This window comes from Companilactobacillus pabuli (assembly GCF_014058425.1).
GTDB classification, from domain to species: domain Bacteria; phylum Bacillota; class Bacilli; order Lactobacillales; family Lactobacillaceae; genus Companilactobacillus; species Companilactobacillus pabuli.
On the sequence record NZ_CP049367.1, the window covers coordinates 16,523 to 34,217 of the forward strand.

Sequence of the window (17,695 nt, forward strand, 5' to 3'; positions counted from 1 at the left end):
TGAGATGAATTATTATGATGCAGAAATTGCAAAAATTCGGTGCTGCAATGTTTGTCCCTGTTTTGCTCTTCTCATTTGCAGGTTTGGTTGTAGCCTTTGGTTCTTTATTCACAAATGCGGAAATTTTTCATAATTTAGCTCAACCCAATACCACTTGGTACGGTATTTGGTACACGATTCAAGAAGGTGGTTGGACAATCTTTAGACAAGTTCCACTACTATTCGTTGTAGGTTTGCCTATTGGATTGGCAAAGAAATCTCAAGGACGTGCTGCCCTTGAATCGTTAGTTACATACTTAACATATAATTATTTTATTGGTGGAATGCTAAGCCAATGGGGTCCATTCTTTGGTGTTAAGAATTATGCTAAGCCTATTCTTGCTAATTCCACAAATGGTGGTTTGACAGAAATTGCTGGTATCAAAACATTGGATACTAGTATTGTCGGTGCTTTAGTTGTTGCTGGTATTGTTGTTTGGCTACACAATAGATACTTCGATAAAAAGTTACCTGATTGGTTAGGTACTTTCCAAGGATCCGCATATGTTGTTATTCTAGGATTTGCTAGTATGTTTGTTTTGGCCTTTGTTACATGTTTAGTATGGCCAAAGATTCAAATGGGTATTTCTGGATTACAAGGATTCATGAAGAATTCCGGTGTCATAGGTGTTTGGATATATTGTTTCTTACAACGTGTTCTTATTCCTACCGGTTTGCATCACTTTATTTACATTCCGTTCCAATATGGTCCAGCCGCTGTTGCCGGTGGTTTGCAACCATACTGGTTGAAACATCTAGCAGATTTTGCTGGAAGCACACAAGCTTTGAAGACTTTAGCTCCATCAATGGGATTTGAATTGTTTGGTAATGAAAAAGTCTTTGGTATTCCTGCTATTTGTTATGCTTTCTACGTTACTGCTAAGAAGAGTCGTAAGAAACAAACAGCTGCTCTATTGATTCCAGCCGGATTAACATCTATCGCAGCTGGTATTACAGAGCCAGTTGAATTTACATTCTTATTTGCTGCTCCAGTATTATGGTTTGTACACTCATTCCTAGCAGCTACAATGGATGCTACAATGTACGCCTTTGGTATTGTTGGTCAATTTGATGGTGGATTAATTCAATTCGCAAGTATGAACTGGATTCCGCTATGGGCAAATCATTGGCACACATGGATTACTCAAATTGTAATCGGTCTTATTTTTGCACTAATTTACTTCGTAGTATTTAAGGTTCTTATCGAAAAATTTGATTTTGCTACACCTGGACGTGAAGCTGAAGGTGAAGATACAAAATTAATTAATAAGAAAGAATACAAATCTAAGAAGGCAAATGGATCAAAATCATCTAATCCTTATATTGAACGTGCTCAAGCATATCTAGAAGGTTTGGGCGGCTCAGAAAATGTTGATGAGATGACAAGTTGTGCCACTAGATTACGTGTCACAGTTAAAGATCCCGAAAAAGTTGAAACAGATGGTTTCTTTAAGGCCAATAAAGCTGTTGGTGTCGTAAGACATGGTAAAGCCATTCAAGTTATTGTAGGTTTGGACGTTGCTCAAGTACTTGAAAATATGCAAGATTTATCATCAGGTCCTGTTAATGATCGTGCAACAAAAGCGGTTGAACTAACACCAATCCAACAAAATGCTTTATTGCTTTTAGATTCATTGGGAACAGTTGAAAATGTTGAAAACATCGAAACTAATGATGGAAAGATTGTTGTTACTGTTGTCGATCCAACAGAGGTTGATTCTAAAGATGTATTTAGTGATTTAGGACTAGATGTTAATGATGTAAGTGTAGAAAATAAAAAAGCTACTATCGATATGAAGAATCATGAACTTTATGCTCATACGATGTCATCAATGCTTTAATACTTAAAAAAACTTAAAAACACTTATAAATTTTGAATGTTATGAAAAAAGCCTTCATAATTGAGTATGTAACAAAATTACATAATTAAAGGAGAGGGATACTTTGAAACTAGATTCATATATTTATAAGCACTTTGATGATTTAAATCAAAATGACAAGCTAGTTATTAGCTTCATATTAAATAATAGCAAAGACGTTATTAATATGAACATAAACGAAGTTGCTCAGAAATGCTTGGTTTCTCCATCTGCAGTTTTTAGATTGACTAGAAAAATAGGCCTCTCAGGGTTTAATCAGCTAAAATTTATTTTGGCTGAAGATCAGGATTTTGTTCAGACTAAAGCAATAACAGATTTTGTTGGAGATACAAAAAATGCGATGGAATATACGATTCATCAATTTGAAACAACCCAAATGAGTGGATTGTATGAAAAAATTGATAGAGCACCTAATATTTATGTTTATTCAACAGGCTGGGTTCAAGAAATAATTGCTAATCAACTTCAAAGAAATTTCTTTTTAGTAGGTAAAAATATTTATGCGTTACCTTCAGCAGGCAGTGAATTAGATAAAGTTTCTCATCGTGTTAAAAATGGAGACCTTTTGATAATTGTTTCATATAGCGGTGAAGATAAAGAGCTCATAAAAACGGTAAAAGGAATATCTTTAAGAGGTATATCCACAATTGCTTTTACACCCTTCAATCAAAATAAGTTAGCTGCCGCGTGTGAATATAGCTTGAATTACAATACAATTAGTTTTCCAATGCCTGATAGAGAAGGCGATGAAGTTTTCTTCACAGGTGTCTATGTTTTAAATGATTTACTAGTGATGGGATACTCAAATTACGTTATAAATAAATAGGAGGAAGAACAATGATGGCTAGAACTGGTAATAAGATAATGGATAAAATAACTGGTTTTTTGAGATATGATTTGAAAAAATCATTGAATATGTATATAGCCGTTTTGATGGTTGTTCCAGTTATCTTCTTTATATACATGTTATTTGCTTTAAACCTTGCACAAATGAGCTTAAGAGGATTTTTTGATGAAAGTCCAATAACTGCTGTGATGTTCATTGTTTGTTTGGTAGATCTAGTCGTTGCTTATATTCTATTTTTTGAAAAAGAAAGGTTATTAAATAATCGTATTAATGTTATTTGGGTGTTTACAGCGTTAACAATTGCTCAGTTGGCAGTTGGTAATCTAGTATCTCTAGTTTTAGGGATAATTGTTCTATATCTTTCAAAAGATATAAAATCCGATAATAATAAATTGCACAAGAATTTTATATATTTATTGTTAGGATGTGTACCATTGTATAGTGTTAGTGCATTGATCTTAATAAATATTGGAATTCATTAGAAAGATAGGATGGTGAAAGAAATGTTAGGATTTGGTAAAAAAAAGGAAAAAGTCGTTTCAGTAGCTGATGGAGAATTGATACCAATTACTAAAGTAAACGATGATGTTTTTTCTGAAAAAATGATGGGTGATGGATTTGCTGTCATACCTGCAGATAATAAAGTTTATTCACCAGTGAGTGGGACCGTTTCTACTGTCTTCCCAACGGGTCATGCAATTGGCATTACTACAGATAAAGGCTTAGAAGTTTTGGTACACATGGGATTGGATACTGTAGAGTTAAATGGTGAACCTTTTGTTGGAAAAGTAAAACAAGGTCAGAAGATTGACAAAGGTGATCTTTTATCCTTTATGGATATTGATTATGTGAAGGACTCTGGAAGGGATAGTGTGATTGTCATTGTTTATACGAATATGGATGTGACACGTGAAGTTCCAGAGATAAGTGATCAGTCGACTACGCATGGTGATGAAGTTGGAGAAATTCGTTATAATTAATGAAAAAACGGTATCATTAATTTGTTAGTATAAAATGATTGCACTGTTTTAACCATAATTGAAAGGAGTTCTCAAAATGGCAAAAAGTGATTGGTGGAAGAAATCAGTAGTTTATCAAGTTTATCCAAGAAGTTATCAGGACAGCAATGGTGATGGGATCGGTGATTTACCAGGATTAACAAGTCGTCTATCTTATATAAAAGATTTAGGGGCAGATGTTATTTGGTTGAATCCAATCTATAAATCACCTGATAAAGATAATGGATACGATATAAGCGATTATCGGAGTATACAACCAGAATATGGAACTATGGATGATTTTGACGAAATGCTGAATAGAGCACATGTTCTAGGTTTGAAAATAATGATGGATTTAGTTGTCAATCATACATCTGATCAAAATAAATGGTTCCAGGAAAGTAAAAAATCAAAAGACAATCCTTATAGAGACTATTATGTATGGCGAGATCCAGTTAATGGACATGCACCTAATAATTGGGGCTCATATTTTAATGGACCAGCTTGGAAATTTGATGAAACTACTGGACAGTATTACCTACATCTTTTTGCAAATGGTCAACCTGACCTAAATTGGGAGAATCCTAAAGTACGTGATGAAGTATGGGATGTCATGCGTTTTTGGTTAGATAAAGGTGTTGATGGATTTAGAATGGATGTTATCAATCTTATTTCTAAACCTGCTGGATTACCGGATGGACCTAGAGAACCTGATGAGCGTTATGCTAATGTCGCCAAAGTAGTAGCTGATGGTCCAAGATTAAATGAATTCTTAAAAGAAATGAATGAAAAGATACTGTCAAAATATGATGTAATGACTGTTGGTGAAATGCCTGGATCAACACCTGAAGATGCAATAAAATATACAGGACTCGATTCTAATGAATTAAATATGGTTTTCCAATTTGATCATGTCGACTTGTCGTCCAATCCTGATGAACGTCTAACAAAGTGGAATGATGAGCCAGTAAAATTGGTTGAATTGAAAAAATCATTAAGTAAATGGGAAACTGCTTTAGATGGTAAAGGTTGGAATAGTCTTTATTGGAACAATCACGACCAACCTAGAACTGTTTCTAGATTTGCAACAGATGATCCTAAATATCGTGTACGAGCTGCTAAGATGTTGGGAACCACGTTGCATATGATGCAGGGGACACCATATGTCTATGAAGGTGAAGAAATCGGAATGACTAACGTTCACTACAAAGAACTTTCGCAATATGAGGACGTCGAGTCATTGAATGCTTATAAAGAATTTGTTGAGGATGAAAAAATTGTTGACAAAGATACCATGCTTAAGTATATGTCTAAAATGTCGCGAGATAATGCTAGAACTCCTATGCAATGGGATGAAAGTAAAAACGCTGGATTTACAAGTGGCAAACCTTGGTTTGAGCTAAATCCTAATTATGACAAGATTAATGCTAGAGATAGTTTAGAAGATAAAGATTCAATCTTTTATTACTATAAGAAATTAATTGAATTGCGTCATAGTAGTGACTTAATTATTTATGGTAATTATGAGCTCCTTGATCCTGATGATAATAAGGTGTTTGCATATAAACGTCATTATAATGGTGAGACATTGTTAGTTATAAGTAATTTCACTAGTAAAGATTTGTCACGGGATTATGGTCAAAATGATGGTGAGTTGTTAATTAGTAATTATAAAGATGACAAGGATACTGAATTGAGAGCTTATGAAAGTAAAGTTTACTTGTTTAAGTAATGTTGTCGACGAAAAGATCATGCCATGATACTGGTATGGTCTTTTTGTTTAATCATAAAGTAAAGGGTGATTCATTATGCGTGCATTATATGATTCTAAATCCAGAACTATGTTCGATCATGGAATACGTTATTTATTTACTGATGAAGCTAAGTACCGTTCATGGATTTATGTTGAAAAGACGTTAGCGGAGGCACAAGCTGAGGTTGGTTTTATTCCGAGAAAAGCAGCTGAAGAAATCAATCAAAAGGCGGAATATGAGAATTTGAATTTTAAAGAGATGGAGCGAATATATGATCGTGTAGGACATGGATTTGTTCCATTTGCTAAAGTACTATCTAAAGAGTGTGGAACTTCGGGGAAATATATTCACTATGGTGTGACGACCCAAAATATTCAGCAGACTAGTGAGTTATTAATTTTAAAAGAAGTTAACAAACGATTTATGATAATAATATCTGAAATATTGAATAATTTATCTAAATTAGCATTGAATAATAAAGATACAGTTATGGCAGGTAGAACACACGGAAGACACGCGATACCTATTACGTATGGCTTTAAAGTCGCTGGATGGATTCAAAATTTTTTGACTGATGTAGAAAGAATCAAGGAACTAGAACCTCGAGTTTTTCAATCTATGATGGGTGGTGCGATAGGTGCATATAACTCTATGGGGGAATATGGCCCCAAAATAGATGAATTAGTAGCTCAAAAGCTAAATATGAAGCCTATGATGATACCTATGAGAAATATGTCGTCAAATAAGATTGAATATATGAATGCACTTTGTTTGTTAGCAACATCATGTGATCGCATTGCGCAGGAGGTTTATGCTACATCTATTGAAGAATTTGGTGAGGTTTCAGAACCTTACTTTAAAGGAACAATTGGAAGTAGTACGATGCCACAAAAAATTAACCCTAAATTATCTAAAGGGATTATTGCTAATTCTCAAAAACTTTATTCCGTGCCAACTTCAGGGTATTTTTCATCAACGAGACCTTTTGAAGCAGATAGCTCTTCAAATATGCTTTTTGATGGATTGCTTGAAGAATCAGCAGAACTTATTACTGAAATCTTGTTAAGAACCGAAGAGTTAACAAGAGGGTTACATGTACATAAGGATAAAATGAAGAAAAATGCCAATATAAATAAAGGTATAGATAATAGTGAATATGTAATGATGAAGGCTGCTCGGAATATAGGTAAAGACGAAGCCCATTCATTGATTTATAAGTTAGTAATGGAAGCTGAGCAAAACGATGATGGTTATGAAAAAATCCTTCTATCAAATAAATATCTTAATAGTAATTTTACTGATGACGAATTGGAAAAGATGCTGCGACCCGAAAAATACATAGGACTATCTAAAGAACTTGCAGTTGGATTTTCAGAAAAAGCTAAGGAATGCGCCAGTCAATTAAGCTTAAAATATAATAATAGATTAGATTTTTAAGAATTAGAATATTTGGTTAAAACAAATGCTCTATCCTTATATTAAGGCTGTTCGTCAAATCAAGTTGATGGCGGTTCAAGTTAACAGTTAGACCATAAATGGTCTAACTGTTTTTTTATTTGGCTGATGAGCTTGCTCGAAGCCAAAACATTTGAATATTTATACGTTCAGTAAAGTTGTTCCAACTACGATATCCATAGGCACTACTTTTTATGATCCATAGCGGTATTGAGTGGATGATAATTGAGTAGTATCTGATTCATTGTATCAGTATCGCCTGTTCTAATAGCCTTTAAAATATCTTGATATACTTCGTAGGACTTGGCGAAACCTTCGTCCAAATCTAAACACTTTGTGATTAAATTTAGATCCGTTTCATAATAACCAACACTGTACTGATACTTGGGGTTTATCTTTTCGATGGAATCGAATGATTCCAAGAATTTTTTCCAATCTCTCTTCATGAACAAGTATTCTTTACTTCTTTTAGGCATTCATTTCATTACCTGTATTCTAGTTGAATTGAGAGAACGATTCATCATCTGAACGATATGAAATCTATCAACAACGACTTTGGCCTTTGGAAACAACTTTGGTACTAAATTAATGTATTCGGCATCTGTTTGTGCTAATTCAGCCTGATAAGGTTGACATCGAGATAATTCATAAGAAATTGTTGACGGTGATCGGTTCAGCCGAACGCCCATTTGGATATTGGACAGCCCTAGTTCACAAAAGGTTTCGATTTTAATTCGTTCGGAATAGGTTATACTAGACAAAAGATCAGCTCCTAAAAGATGGGTTTGTGGTAAACACCATTTTAAAGGAAGCTGATCTTCTTTTATCCGAACAGCATTCGGATTAATTTTACAATCTACCTTTTACCAAGCAATTGATGAAATGCTAGCTAACGCTAGTCCTAGTGATAAATTGTCTAAACGCTTGCAAGCAATCTTTGCCCAAGCATCTATTTCTCGGCGTGATATGTTGGGTGCAATGATTGGCGCCGGCATGAATATTGCTACAGCAAAAAGTGAATCATTTGCAGTTAATGAACTCAAACAGCAGTATATCGATGGCTATAATAATTCAAGCCCTAATAAACTATCAACAGTTCCAGATAAAGTAGCCAACCAAGCTGAGTATTCTCAACGAATTTGGGTGCATGGCGACGTCATGACGACACGAATGAAAGAAACCCTGAACAAGGGTTTGAGTCTCCGCATGAAAAAATCAGACATCAATAAAATGACCCGCAGTATTCCTCAAAGCGGTGATCGAATTGATGACAATTTAGCAACGCCTATGAACCAAATGCTATCCAGAATTCATACGTTAACAACTAATGAAGCTATACGCAATAGCAACGGTGGTAAGAATAGAGCGTATGAGGAACAGAATGTTCAGTATGTGATGTGGTTAACCGAGGAAGATGATCGTGTTTGTGATATTTGTGAACCACTTGATAGACAAACATTTGCCTATGGACAAGCACCGATTCCAGTCACGGATACTCATCCAAGGTGTCGTTGCCAGCTGGTAGCCTGTGATGAAGATGGGAATCTGCTGTCTGGTGAACTTGATAGGGTATTTAAGGAACAAAAAAAGCCCACTTAGTTTAAAACTAAGTGGGTCAGGAATATTATTAATTGGCTTCGCTCACAACAAAGTCGAGGGGTGCTAACTAAGTTAGCATCTATAATTTAGTATAAGAACCTTAAATGAAGCTTAAAAACTAATTCTTTGATTTACCGACAAAGAAAGAAACTAAAGCAACAACAATTACTGCTCCAATAATTGAAGGAATAATTGCCATTCCGGCTAATTGAGGGCCCCAAGATCCCAGTATAGCTTCTCCAATAGAGGAACCAACTAATCCGGCAACAATATTAGCAATCCACCCCATTGATTTTCCTTTGCTAGTAATTGCTCCAGCAATAGTACCAATGATGGCACCAATAATTAAAACCCATAACCAATGCATAAAACATCATCCTCTCTTATTTTTCGAAGGATGTTTTTTAGATTTGTTATAGTTTTGAATTTCTTTAAAAATGGCTAATAAAAGTTGAGATATAGAAATGATAATTGATATTTTTGACCAAAGTCCAAATCTTTTCATATCAAATCCTCCATTATCTAAATTGCATCCTTCTAAATCTAATTATAGGCAATTGAATATTTGCATACAAGTTATTCAATTGTGCCATTCTTTTTAAAATAGGAATTTTTGATTTGCCTTTTTCTCAATTACAAGCGTTAAAGAATAATTGATTTAGTTATTGCACTTACAAACAATTTAGTCTACGGACTTAAAAAGAAATTTTGATGATGAAAACAAATTTGCAATTTTTTGCTGATCCTAACCCAGAACCTAAGCCAAACGATTCCAACCCAAATCCTGATGGTAAAAATCCAAAGCCAGCTGGCAAGACCTACACACAGGATGATATTGGAAAGATGATGGCCTCTAAGGCTAAAGAAGTAGAAAGCAATCTGCGGGATGATTTTGAAAAGGAGCTTAAGCAAAAGGAACAAGAATGGCTTGAAAAGGGTGAAAAACGAGCCAGCATGAATGCTAGTGAGAAGGCCCAAGCCGATTTAGAAGAGCAACGACAAGCCTTAAAAGAACAGCAAGACCGTCTTCAAGAAAAATTAGATGAAGCTGATCGTAAGGATGCTTTAGCTGCAACTAAAACTGTTCTAACTGACAAGCACATTCCAGCTGAATTTGCGGAGTTTATTAGTGATGTTAAAGAAGATGTTCGTAACAATAACTTAGATAAGTGTCAAGAATTATTGTTTGGGACGAGTTAATGGACTATACTTTTTTATACATGCTTTATTAAGCTGGGGTTTTTATGTATATAAATAACATTATATTGTATATATTCGGAGGACGAAGTGGAATCAGAACAAAATATTAGTATGATGCAGATCGTAGGCATCTTACGCAAACATATAAAAGCAATTTTCGGGACAACTATTGTTGTTACTTTGGCAGCGATTTTTGTTACCTTTTTCGTTATGACACCAAAATATAGCGCTACTACACAAATTTTGGTCAATCGTAAATTATCAGAGGACATGCAATCGGCACAGTTCCAGCAGGTTCAGGCTGATGTTCAGATGATCAGTACTTATAAGGATATTATTACTAGTCCTACTGTTTTAAAAGATGTTAATAAGAAAGTTAGCAGCTATCCTGGTTATCCAGGTTCTATGGGAGCATTGAAAGGATCACTATCGATTAGTAATTCTCAAAATTCTCAAGTGTTTTCAGTAACAGCTAAATCTACAGATGCTGGCACAGCGGCAGCAATTGCCAATATGACAGCTAAGGTTTTTAAGAAAAAGGTTGTTAAAATTATGAGTGTTAACAATGTTTCAATTGTCTCTGAAGCTGAAACGAATACTAAACCTGTCAGTCCTAGAAAGACTTTGAACGTTTTGGTTGGTATTGTTTTAGGGTTGATTTTAGGTGTTGCATTAGCATTTGTTCGTGAAATAACTGATAGAACAGTTACAACGCAGAATTTCTTAACAGATGATTTAGGGCTAACTAGTTTAGGCACAGTTAGTGAAATTGATCAAAAAGACATTGAAAGAGCTGCTGAACAAGTCGTTGAACATAAGAAAGTTCAATCTAAGTTGAGTATTAATAAATCATCAAGAAATCATAGAAGGGTCTAGGGAATAAAATGGCATTATTTAAGAAGAAAACTACAAAGTTAGATAATTATAGTCAGAAAAATGGTGTTGGCTTGGTTACTTATGATGACCCTACCAGTAAGATTTCAGAACAATTTAATACGATTAGAACTAATATCCAATTTTCATCTGTAGATAAAAAATTAAATTCAATTTTATTCACTTCATCTGCTCCATCTGAAGGTAAGTCTACAGTAAGTAATAATGTTGCAGTAACTTGGGCTAAACAAGGTGAAACGGTTGTGTTAGTTGATACCGATCTTCGTCGTCCGACAATTCATAAAACTTTTAATGTAAGTAATAGGGTCGGACTTTCAAGTTACTTATTGGGAAATGCTTCATTTGAGGATGTCGTTCAACCAACAATGGTTAAAAATTTATTCGTTATTACTAGTGGGCCGATTCCGCCTAATCCCTCAGAATTATTAGGTAGTATGAGAAATAAGGACTTAATCAATCGCCTTGAGGACAAATTTGGACTATTAATAATGGATGCTCCACCTGCTAATTCGGTTACTGATGCGCAAGTTCTTGCTACTCAAGTAGATGGTGTCGTAATGGTTGTGCCTCAAGGGATTGCTGAAAAAGCTGGGGTTGCACATGCTAAACAATTATTAGATACAGTTCATGCTAATATTTTGGGTGTAATTATGAATCGTGTCACAAAAGAAAAGTCACAAGGCTATTATGGTGGATACTATGGTGGTTATTATGGCGGATACTATGGAGCTGAGAAAGAGAAATGAAATTAATTGATTTGCATTGCCACATATTGCCAGGCGTTGATGATGGTTCCAAAGATATGCAGATGTCATTAGATTTGGCTAAGGCAGCTGTAGATCAAGGAATTACCAATAGTTTGGTAACTCCTCACCATATGGATGGGGAATACACTAATCACAAACAAGATGTGATCAGAAAGACTAATGAATTTCAAAAAGCTTTAGATAATGCGGGAATACCGTTGAGTGTGTTTGCTAGTCAAGAAGTTCATCTAACAGGGGAACTAATGGATGCCATTGCTAAAGATGATATTCTGTTCATGGATGAAACTAATCGTTATATATTGTTAGAGATGCCACATGATGGTATTCCTGAGTATACAGCGGATATGATTTTTGATTTAACTACCCGTGGTATAACCCCGGTTATTGCCCATCCAGAGCGTAATCAAGGGATTCAGGAAGATCCTGATAAATTATATGATTTCGTTAAAATGGGATGTTTAACACAATTGACAAGTAGTAGTTATCTTGGTGTTTTTGGTAAGAAGGTCCAAACACTTACTGAAGAAATTATTAAAGCCAATTTAGGATTTATTTTTTCATCGGATGCCCATAATTTTAAGGGACGTAGTTATTTAATGAAAGAAGCCTTTGAGAAGTTAGAAAAAGAAGAGGGACTTCGCAAAGCTCAATTATTTAATCTTAATGCAAGAAATATCATCAATGGTGATGACATTGGTGATACAGACTTTGTTAAGATTTCAACGTTATCTAAGAAAAAGAAAAAATTTTGGTTATTTTAATATAAAAACAGTGTTTTTTTGGGGGATCTAAATTGAAATATTTTGATGGCAAAAGTGACAACGTTACCATTAATCTTGACTATCAAGATAAAAGGTATATTTATCGAGGATCTAAAAGAATATTTGACTTTGTTGCAAGCTTATTTGGATTAACTATTTTATCACCTTTATTTCTAATTGTTGCAATCGCAATAAAAGTGGAAGACCCAAAAGGACCAGTATTTTATTCACAAGTTCGTTTGGGTAAGAAGCAAAGTCCATTTAAAATGTATAAATTTCGTTCGATGATTGTTGATGCGGATAAACATTTGAAAGAATTACTGAGTGAAAATGAAGTTGATGGTGCTATGTTTAAAATGAAAGAAGATCCTCGTGTAACTAAAGTGGGACGATTTATTAGAAAGTATAGTATCGATGAACTTCCACAGTTAGTAAATGTTTTATTGGGAAATATGAGTTTGGTTGGTCCAAGACCACCATTGCCTCGCGAAGTTGCAGAATATACAGAGTATGATAAGCAGAGATTGGCGGTAAAACCTGGATGCACAGGCTTATGGCAAATTAGTGGACGTAATAATGTAGGATTTTCAGAAATGGTTGAATTGGATTTGAGCTATATAAATAAGCGAAGTATCATGTTTGACTTAAGCGTATTGATAAAAACCGTTGCGGTTTTTATTAAACCTAACGGTGCATACTAAGATAAGCAGATTGATTTATGGAAGGAATATTCAATGAAAATATGTTTAGTAGGTTCTAGCGGAGGGCATCTCATAATTTGGTCAGTTGGATGTTGACTGATAAGTGGTTACCGGCTGTTCCATATATGCAAATTGCATGTATATTTTTGACGCTATATCCAATTAATATAGTTAATCTTCAGACAATATTGGCTGTGGGGAAGAGTAGTATATATTTAAGGCTTAATATTATTAAAAAAGGAATTGGATTTATTACAATTATTTCAAGTATTCCGTTTGGTCCGTATGCAATGGCTTCAAGTGATATTCTTGTTGGCGTTTTAGCAATATTAACGAATGTTTCTGCCAATAAAAAATTATTTGGTTATTCTTTCTATGAACTAGGTAAAGATTGCATACCTAATGCAATTATGTCCCTGATTATGTTTTTCAGTGTTCATATTGTTGGATTACTTTATCAAGGGATTTCTAGTACCTTTGGTATATTATGTATCCAGATATTAGTTGGAGGAGGAGTATACGTCATATTGTCGATGTTATTAAATTCGTCTGATTTCGAATATCTATTAAGCATTTTGAAAATACGACATTAATTATATTTTCTTATGAAAAACATGTGTATATTTACTAATTATTAATTAGCGGTAAGATTGTTCTTGGAACAAGGGAAATATTAGGGAAAAGATTTTATATGAAGAAATAGTATGGAGGAGTTTATTATGCAGTATCGTCGAAAAAAGCATGCGTTGAGAAACGTTTTTCTATCAGTTATTTTATTGATAGTTTTGGGTGGAGCAGCTTATGGTATGACACGTTATCGTGGTGTAAAGAATTCAGTTAATAGTTCTTTTAAACCGTCTGGTGTTACAAAAGAACGTGATGTAAGTAGTGCTTTGAAAAACAAAAAGCCAGTATCTATTCTTTTGATGGGTACCGATACCGGTGCGTTGGGACGTGATTACAAGGGTCGTACGGATAGTATGATGGTAATTACATTAAATCCAAGTAAAAATAAAACAACAGTAACAAGTATTCCACGTGATACTGCTGTTAATATACCTGGTTATAAGTCAGTTTCACCAGCTAAAATTAATGCTGCATATTCCTATGGTCAAACTAAGACGGCAATTAAAACCGTTCAAAAACTTTTGAATATTCCAATTGATTTTTACGCACTTATTAATATGGGTGGTATGGAAAAGGTTATTAATCAAGCTAATGGTGTTGATGTAACACCAACTTTAAGCTTTAAGTATGAAGGATTTTCATTTACAAAAGGTGAAAAGACTCATATGAATGGTAAGAAAGCTTTAGCATATTCACGTATGCGTTATGATGATCCACAAGGTGATTATGGACGTCAAACTCGTCAACGAGCTGTACTTACTGCTTTGGTACATAAGAGTAGTTCAGTATCTACGTTATTAAACCAAAGCTTTATTAACTCATTATCTGATCAAACACAAACTGATTTGACATTCGATGAATTAACTGCCCTTGCTAAGGATTATAATTCAGTTAGAAAACATACTTCAGAGACTCATTTGCAAGGTAATGGAGAAGAAGTTGCAAAACAAAGTATGGAAGTTATGAAGGAATCCGAATTACAACGAGTTACAAACTTTATTCGTGAGAATTTAGATTTGCCACATGCTAAGACAGGTAATATTCAGTTTGAGCCTTCTACACAAAGTTCAACAACAACTAAGTCGGTTCAAGATATCAATAATATTGGTTCACAACGTTCAACCACGGGAACATCCAATAAGAATAGTACTGGAACAAATAGTGGTTCTGGTATAAGCAATAGTGGATATTCTAACTCAGGTTATTAATTAAATATCAAGAGCGGTATAAAAATGTAGGAAAATGACGGTTGAAATGGTCCTTTGTCAAATCGTATTGATGAATAGTTTTTGTATGGAAGGCAACCTCATGTAGGTTGTCTTTTTTTTATGCACAAATGAGTCTTATTCTCTTGAGAAAATGGTCAAGATTTCTAAATCCATAACTGATACGTTTGAGTTTTTTGGGTAGAACATCTAAAGGTATGGATGGTGTCTTTTTGATGTTCTAAAATAGTTTTATTAATAAATGGTTGTTGAAAGATTCTATCCAGCTTTTTGGACGTGATGAGGACGGTTATGGTAACTACGATTATCAATTAACGAGTTATGATTCAAATGGAAAACCTCATCCAGCCAAATTTACTGGTACGACAAGCTTAAATATTGGCGAATTATTTGAGAAAAGAAGAGATTTTTTATTATAAGTTGCGCAACAAATTGATTAATGACTTCATGGCGTGATATAATTGCATTTGCAAAGAGTGAGTAACTTATAGATACACCAAAACCCCCAACGAGTGGAAGTCGTTGAGGGTTTTTTAGTGGGCTAAATTGCCTTTTCCTTTTACTTTTACTTGCGGTGTTTCCGTTTTAGCCAATCGGTAAACCAAGCGGTTACTAAGCCGACTACAAGTGGGGCAAAAAGTGAGTTAAACAAATAGATACACCCCCCAATCCGTTGCAGGATTGTAAGGCAACTTTCTTATTTTATCATAGCCAACTCAAAAAAAATCCAGTTTTTATATTATAAGAGAAGAAGTAAGTGAACTTCAAAATAAGAAACAGAGAGAATCTTTTATGATAGAAATCTTTATTATATCGATTTTACTGTTTTACATAATTCACCAAGTAGAAGAGTTTACATCTTCTATTTTCATAGTAGAGATTATAAAGAATATAGTTCAACTCTTGCCCTTAATTATATTTTTATAACTTTATAAAGTTATAAAGGCTCTATCCTTCTCATAAATAAAATAGAAGTATGATTCAACAACTTAATATCTGATAACTTGACAGTATTTAACCAAAAAGCCAACAGGTCCTCATTATCCGGCTTATCTTGAATAGATTCGTAGTGATTATAATATGCTTCATCAAAATAATTTTGGAAAGATCTAAATATGTAGGCCGATCTATTCTCCGGTCTGGCCTTTTTACTTTTTAGCGTCTTCATGACAATTCTCTTTATTTCGTTAACTATTGTCGTTTATATAAACTCGTTTTTCTCAAAAGTTGTGGTCAAAACAGGGTCGTCTAATCCACACCCTTGACCAGTTTAAACATTGATTTCTTTGTGTTTAAAAAAGGAAATTTTCTAATCTTCCCTTTTCGACCTTTTTATTTTATCTTGCATTAAGTAATCATCAGTTTTCAGATTTGTGTCATCTTCCCACAAAGTGTTAAATGTTATATGTTAAATATATTTAACACTTTGTGGGAGACAATTAACAAACGAGACTTGTCTGATTCTCAATAGAGCCGTACATTTTTAATAAGTCAAAGCATTCTTGGAAGAAATTTTTAAACGATGTAAACATAACTTTATCCATTGATTCTTGATCATGATACTTTTTACCAACATACAAAATAATTCTAGAAACTTCACGATTGATTCGGTCTTTAATAAATTCATTAGTTTCAAACATTGTTGCCGTTCTTGCTAGAGGTTCCTTACGATAATTCAGATCTCGATAAACTTTCTTCTTAGCGTTCATAATCAATTTAGCATAGTTAGTCAGTTTTTTAGCACTTCCGTAAGAAAGACTAACCAAAGTGTCTATTAGGTTTTGAGGCATTCCATATGATAAAAGAGTGCTTTCTTCGGCAGCTATTTCGACATTGTCGATATTTTCGTTAATTTTAGAATTATTAGTATTATTAGAACATAATTTCAAGTGATTGAAGTTCAAGTAATTAAGTAGACTATTTGTCTTGTTCGAAGAAGACTTTTTGTCCGCAGGTGTTGTATCAGCGCTTTCTACTTGTTGAGGAGCATCTGTTGCAACGTCTTTTTTGGAATGACCTAAGAACTTTTCTTTAATAGCATCAGGCAAAGATGGAAATAATTTGTAAGTTCCGTTAAAGCATTTCTTTCTGAAGATTAATCCTGCTTCAACTAGTTTGTCCATGATTCTTGAGATAGTTTTAGTTGATTGATTGATCAACTCTGCCAAATCGGAATAAGTGTATACAACGTAGTATCGATTTTCTTTACGATCGAAGAAGTCTTCTCCATTTTGGACACTTAAGCCAAGTCGATTATAAATAGCTGAGAAAACTTGAGTTGGATTTCCATTAAGAGATTTGTCTCCTAAATCAATCAATGCAATGTATCCCTTCGGTTCAACAAAATCTTGTTTAGCTCTCTTCATCGCTTCTTGTAGTGTTTTATCGTTAGACATATTATTGTCATCCTTCCATGTTTTTTCATAGAAAGAAAAAAGACTGATGAGCAAATATCCCCACCAGTCTTTTAACGATTAAATAATTGATTTATCTCTGCCTACAATCTATAATAAGAATTAAAGCAGAGCGTTAAAAGTAGTGAGTATGTTTGGGATACTCATTGCCGAATCCTTAATCGCTGGTAACAATTAAGGATTCAACGCTTTTTTCTTTTATATATATAGTCGTACTTTTAAAAAGTGCGACTATTTTTTTCTGTCTTAAATATACATTCTGTGAAGCATAAAATCAACAAAAACCTTGATATATCAACAACTCATACATTTAACATATAACATTTCACATTTAACATTATATATATAACATAATGTTAAATGTTATGTGTGAAATGTATTTAACATTATGTAAAAGGCTTAACAGAGAGAATCTTTGATACGATAGCTTTCTTGAAAAATATTTATATAAAAATATCGGTAGTTTAGCCTAGAACAAAGTGTTAAATGTTATATGTTAAATACATTTAACACTACTTATACATTGAACCATA

General features: G+C 33.9%; 18 protein-coding genes and 1 pseudogene. 14 read left to right on the top strand and 5 right to left on the bottom strand.

Annotated features, from left to right (window positions below; translation table 11 throughout):
• Positions 1-14 precede the first annotated feature (14 nt).
• The 6 genes from G6534_RS11885 (at position 15) to G6534_RS11910 (ending at position 6,955) form a co-directional block, all read left to right on the top strand.
• Positions 15-1,880, top strand: a complete 1,866-nt coding sequence (locus tag G6534_RS11885; protein WP_119317008.1) for an alpha-glucoside-specific PTS transporter subunit IIBC — start codon at positions 15-17, stop codon at positions 1,878-1,880.
• A gap of 103 nt (positions 1,881-1,983) precedes the next feature.
• A complete protein-coding gene (locus G6534_RS11890; protein WP_119317009.1) occupies positions 1,984-2,745 on the top strand; it encodes a MurR/RpiR family transcriptional regulator in 762 nt (253 codons plus the stop codon).
• Between the two features lie 11 nt (positions 2,746-2,756).
• Positions 2,757-3,248, top strand: coding sequence for a hypothetical protein (locus G6534_RS11895; RefSeq protein ID WP_119317010.1), 492 nt, complete (start codon positions 2,757-2,759; stop codon positions 3,246-3,248).
• A gap of 21 nt (positions 3,249-3,269) precedes the next feature.
• Positions 3,270-3,746 carry a PTS sugar transporter subunit IIA gene (locus G6534_RS11900; protein WP_119317011.1) on the top strand — a complete coding sequence of 159 codons (477 nt, stop codon included), beginning with the start codon at positions 3,270-3,272 and terminating at the stop codon, positions 3,744-3,746.
• 76 nt (positions 3,747-3,822) lie between these two features.
• Entirely contained in the window at positions 3,823-5,496 is a 1,674-nt protein-coding gene (locus G6534_RS11905; RefSeq protein WP_182083335.1) for a glycoside hydrolase family 13 protein, read from the top strand.
• Positions 5,497-5,572: 76 nt separating this feature from the next.
• Positions 5,573-6,955 (top strand): class-II fumarase/aspartase family protein, encoded by a 1,383-nt coding sequence (locus G6534_RS11910; protein ID WP_182083336.1) that lies wholly within the window; start codon positions 5,573-5,575, stop codon positions 6,953-6,955.
• 203 nt (positions 6,956-7,158) lie between these two features.
• Here G6534_RS11910 and G6534_RS12395 read toward each other — a convergent pair whose 3' ends face one another.
• Positions 7,159-7,449 carry a hypothetical protein gene (locus G6534_RS12395; protein WP_182083337.1) on the bottom strand — a complete coding sequence of 97 codons (291 nt, stop codon included), beginning with the start codon at positions 7,447-7,449 and terminating at the stop codon, positions 7,159-7,161.
• Between the two features lie 3 nt (positions 7,450-7,452).
• A pseudogene (locus G6534_RS11920) lies at positions 7,453-7,734 on the bottom strand (transposase); the annotation flags it as partial.
• Positions 7,735-7,885: 151 nt separating this feature from the next.
• Here G6534_RS11920 and G6534_RS11925 point away from each other — a divergent pair.
• Entirely contained in the window at positions 7,886-8,572 is a 687-nt protein-coding gene (locus G6534_RS11925) for a minor capsid protein (protein ID WP_238788937.1), read from the top strand.
• Positions 8,573-8,690: 118 nt separating this feature from the next.
• Here G6534_RS11925 and G6534_RS11930 read toward each other — a convergent pair whose 3' ends face one another.
• Positions 8,691-8,939 carry a GlsB/YeaQ/YmgE family stress response membrane protein gene (locus G6534_RS11930; RefSeq protein ID WP_057881678.1) on the bottom strand — a complete coding sequence of 83 codons (249 nt, stop codon included), beginning with the start codon at positions 8,937-8,939 and terminating at the stop codon, positions 8,691-8,693.
• A gap of 6 nt (positions 8,940-8,945) precedes the next feature.
• A complete protein-coding gene (locus G6534_RS12325) occupies positions 8,946-9,077 on the bottom strand; it encodes a hypothetical protein (protein WP_016511903.1) in 132 nt (43 codons plus the stop codon).
• A gap of 206 nt (positions 9,078-9,283) precedes the next feature.
• Here G6534_RS12325 and G6534_RS11935 point away from each other — a divergent pair, with 206 nt between their 5' ends.
• The 7 genes from G6534_RS11935 to G6534_RS11965 all read left to right on the top strand — a co-directional run bounded on the left by G6534_RS11935 (position 9,284) and on the right by G6534_RS11965 (position 14,730).
• Positions 9,284-9,772, top strand: a complete 489-nt coding sequence (locus G6534_RS11935; protein WP_238788938.1) for a DUF4355 domain-containing protein — start codon at positions 9,284-9,286, stop codon at positions 9,770-9,772.
• Positions 9,773-9,859: 87 nt separating this feature from the next.
• The gene (locus tag G6534_RS11940) at positions 9,860-10,648 is read left to right on the top strand and encodes a YveK family protein (RefSeq protein WP_182083340.1); all 789 of its coding nucleotides are present in this window, start codon (positions 9,860-9,862) and stop codon (positions 10,646-10,648) included.
• Between the two features lie 8 nt (positions 10,649-10,656).
• A complete protein-coding gene (locus tag G6534_RS11945; RefSeq protein WP_182083341.1) occupies positions 10,657-11,412 on the top strand; it encodes a CpsD/CapB family tyrosine-protein kinase in 756 nt (251 codons plus the stop codon).
• The gene (locus tag G6534_RS11950; RefSeq protein WP_182083342.1) at positions 11,409-12,194 is read left to right on the top strand and encodes a tyrosine-protein phosphatase; all 786 of its coding nucleotides are present in this window, start codon (positions 11,409-11,411) and stop codon (positions 12,192-12,194) included. Before G6534_RS11945 ends, G6534_RS11950 begins: the two co-directional genes overlap by 4 nt.
• A gap of 32 nt (positions 12,195-12,226) precedes the next feature.
• A complete protein-coding gene (locus tag G6534_RS11955) occupies positions 12,227-12,895 on the top strand; it encodes a sugar transferase (RefSeq protein WP_182083343.1) in 669 nt (222 codons plus the stop codon).
• Between the two features lie 77 nt (positions 12,896-12,972).
• Positions 12,973-13,488, top strand: a complete 516-nt coding sequence (locus tag G6534_RS11960; protein WP_182083344.1) for an MATE family efflux transporter — start codon at positions 12,973-12,975, stop codon at positions 13,486-13,488.
• A gap of 126 nt (positions 13,489-13,614) precedes the next feature.
• Complete coding sequence (locus G6534_RS11965) at positions 13,615-14,730, top strand: LCP family glycopolymer transferase (protein ID WP_182083345.1); 1,116 nt, start codon at positions 13,615-13,617, stop codon at positions 14,728-14,730.
• A 1,457-nt stretch (positions 14,731-16,187) separates the two neighbouring features.
• Here G6534_RS11965 and G6534_RS11970 read toward each other — a convergent pair.
• Complete coding sequence (locus G6534_RS11970) at positions 16,188-17,144, bottom strand: winged helix-turn-helix domain-containing protein (protein WP_182083307.1); 957 nt, start codon at positions 17,142-17,144, stop codon at positions 16,188-16,190.
• Between the last annotated feature and the right edge of the window lie 551 nt (positions 17,145-17,695).

Coding starts and splice junctions, on each gene's coding strand:
- G6534_RS11885 (WP_119317008.1), top strand. CDS start 15: ATGATGCAGAAATTGCAAAAATTCGGTGCTGCAATGTTTGTCCCTGTT.
- G6534_RS11895 (WP_119317010.1), top strand. CDS start 2,757: ATGATGGCTAGAACTGGTAATAAGATAATGGATAAAATAACTGGTTTT.
- G6534_RS11900 (WP_119317011.1), top strand. CDS start 3,270: ATGTTAGGATTTGGTAAAAAAAAGGAAAAAGTCGTTTCAGTAGCTGAT.
- G6534_RS11905 (WP_182083335.1), top strand. CDS start 3,823: ATGGCAAAAAGTGATTGGTGGAAGAAATCAGTAGTTTATCAAGTTTAT.
- G6534_RS11910 (WP_182083336.1), top strand. CDS start 5,573: ATGCGTGCATTATATGATTCTAAATCCAGAACTATGTTCGATCATGGA.
- G6534_RS12395 (WP_182083337.1), bottom strand. CDS start 7,449: ATGCCTAAAAGAAGTAAAGAATACTTGTTCATGAAGAGAGATTGGAAA.
- G6534_RS11930 (WP_057881678.1), bottom strand. CDS start 8,939: ATGCATTGGTTATGGGTTTTAATTATTGGTGCCATCATTGGTACTATT.
- G6534_RS12325 (WP_016511903.1), bottom strand. CDS start 9,077: ATGAAAAGATTTGGACTTTGGTCAAAAATATCAATTATCATTTCTATA.
- G6534_RS11935 (WP_238788938.1), top strand. CDS start 9,284: ATGATGAAAACAAATTTGCAATTTTTTGCTGATCCTAACCCAGAACCT.
- G6534_RS11945 (WP_182083341.1), top strand. CDS start 10,657: ATGGCATTATTTAAGAAGAAAACTACAAAGTTAGATAATTATAGTCAG.
- G6534_RS11950 (WP_182083342.1), top strand. CDS start 11,409: ATGAAATTAATTGATTTGCATTGCCACATATTGCCAGGCGTTGATGAT.
- G6534_RS11965 (WP_182083345.1), top strand. CDS start 13,615: ATGCAGTATCGTCGAAAAAAGCATGCGTTGAGAAACGTTTTTCTATCA.
- G6534_RS11970 (WP_182083307.1), bottom strand. CDS start 17,144: ATGTCTAACGATAAAACACTACAAGAAGCGATGAAGAGAGCTAAACAA.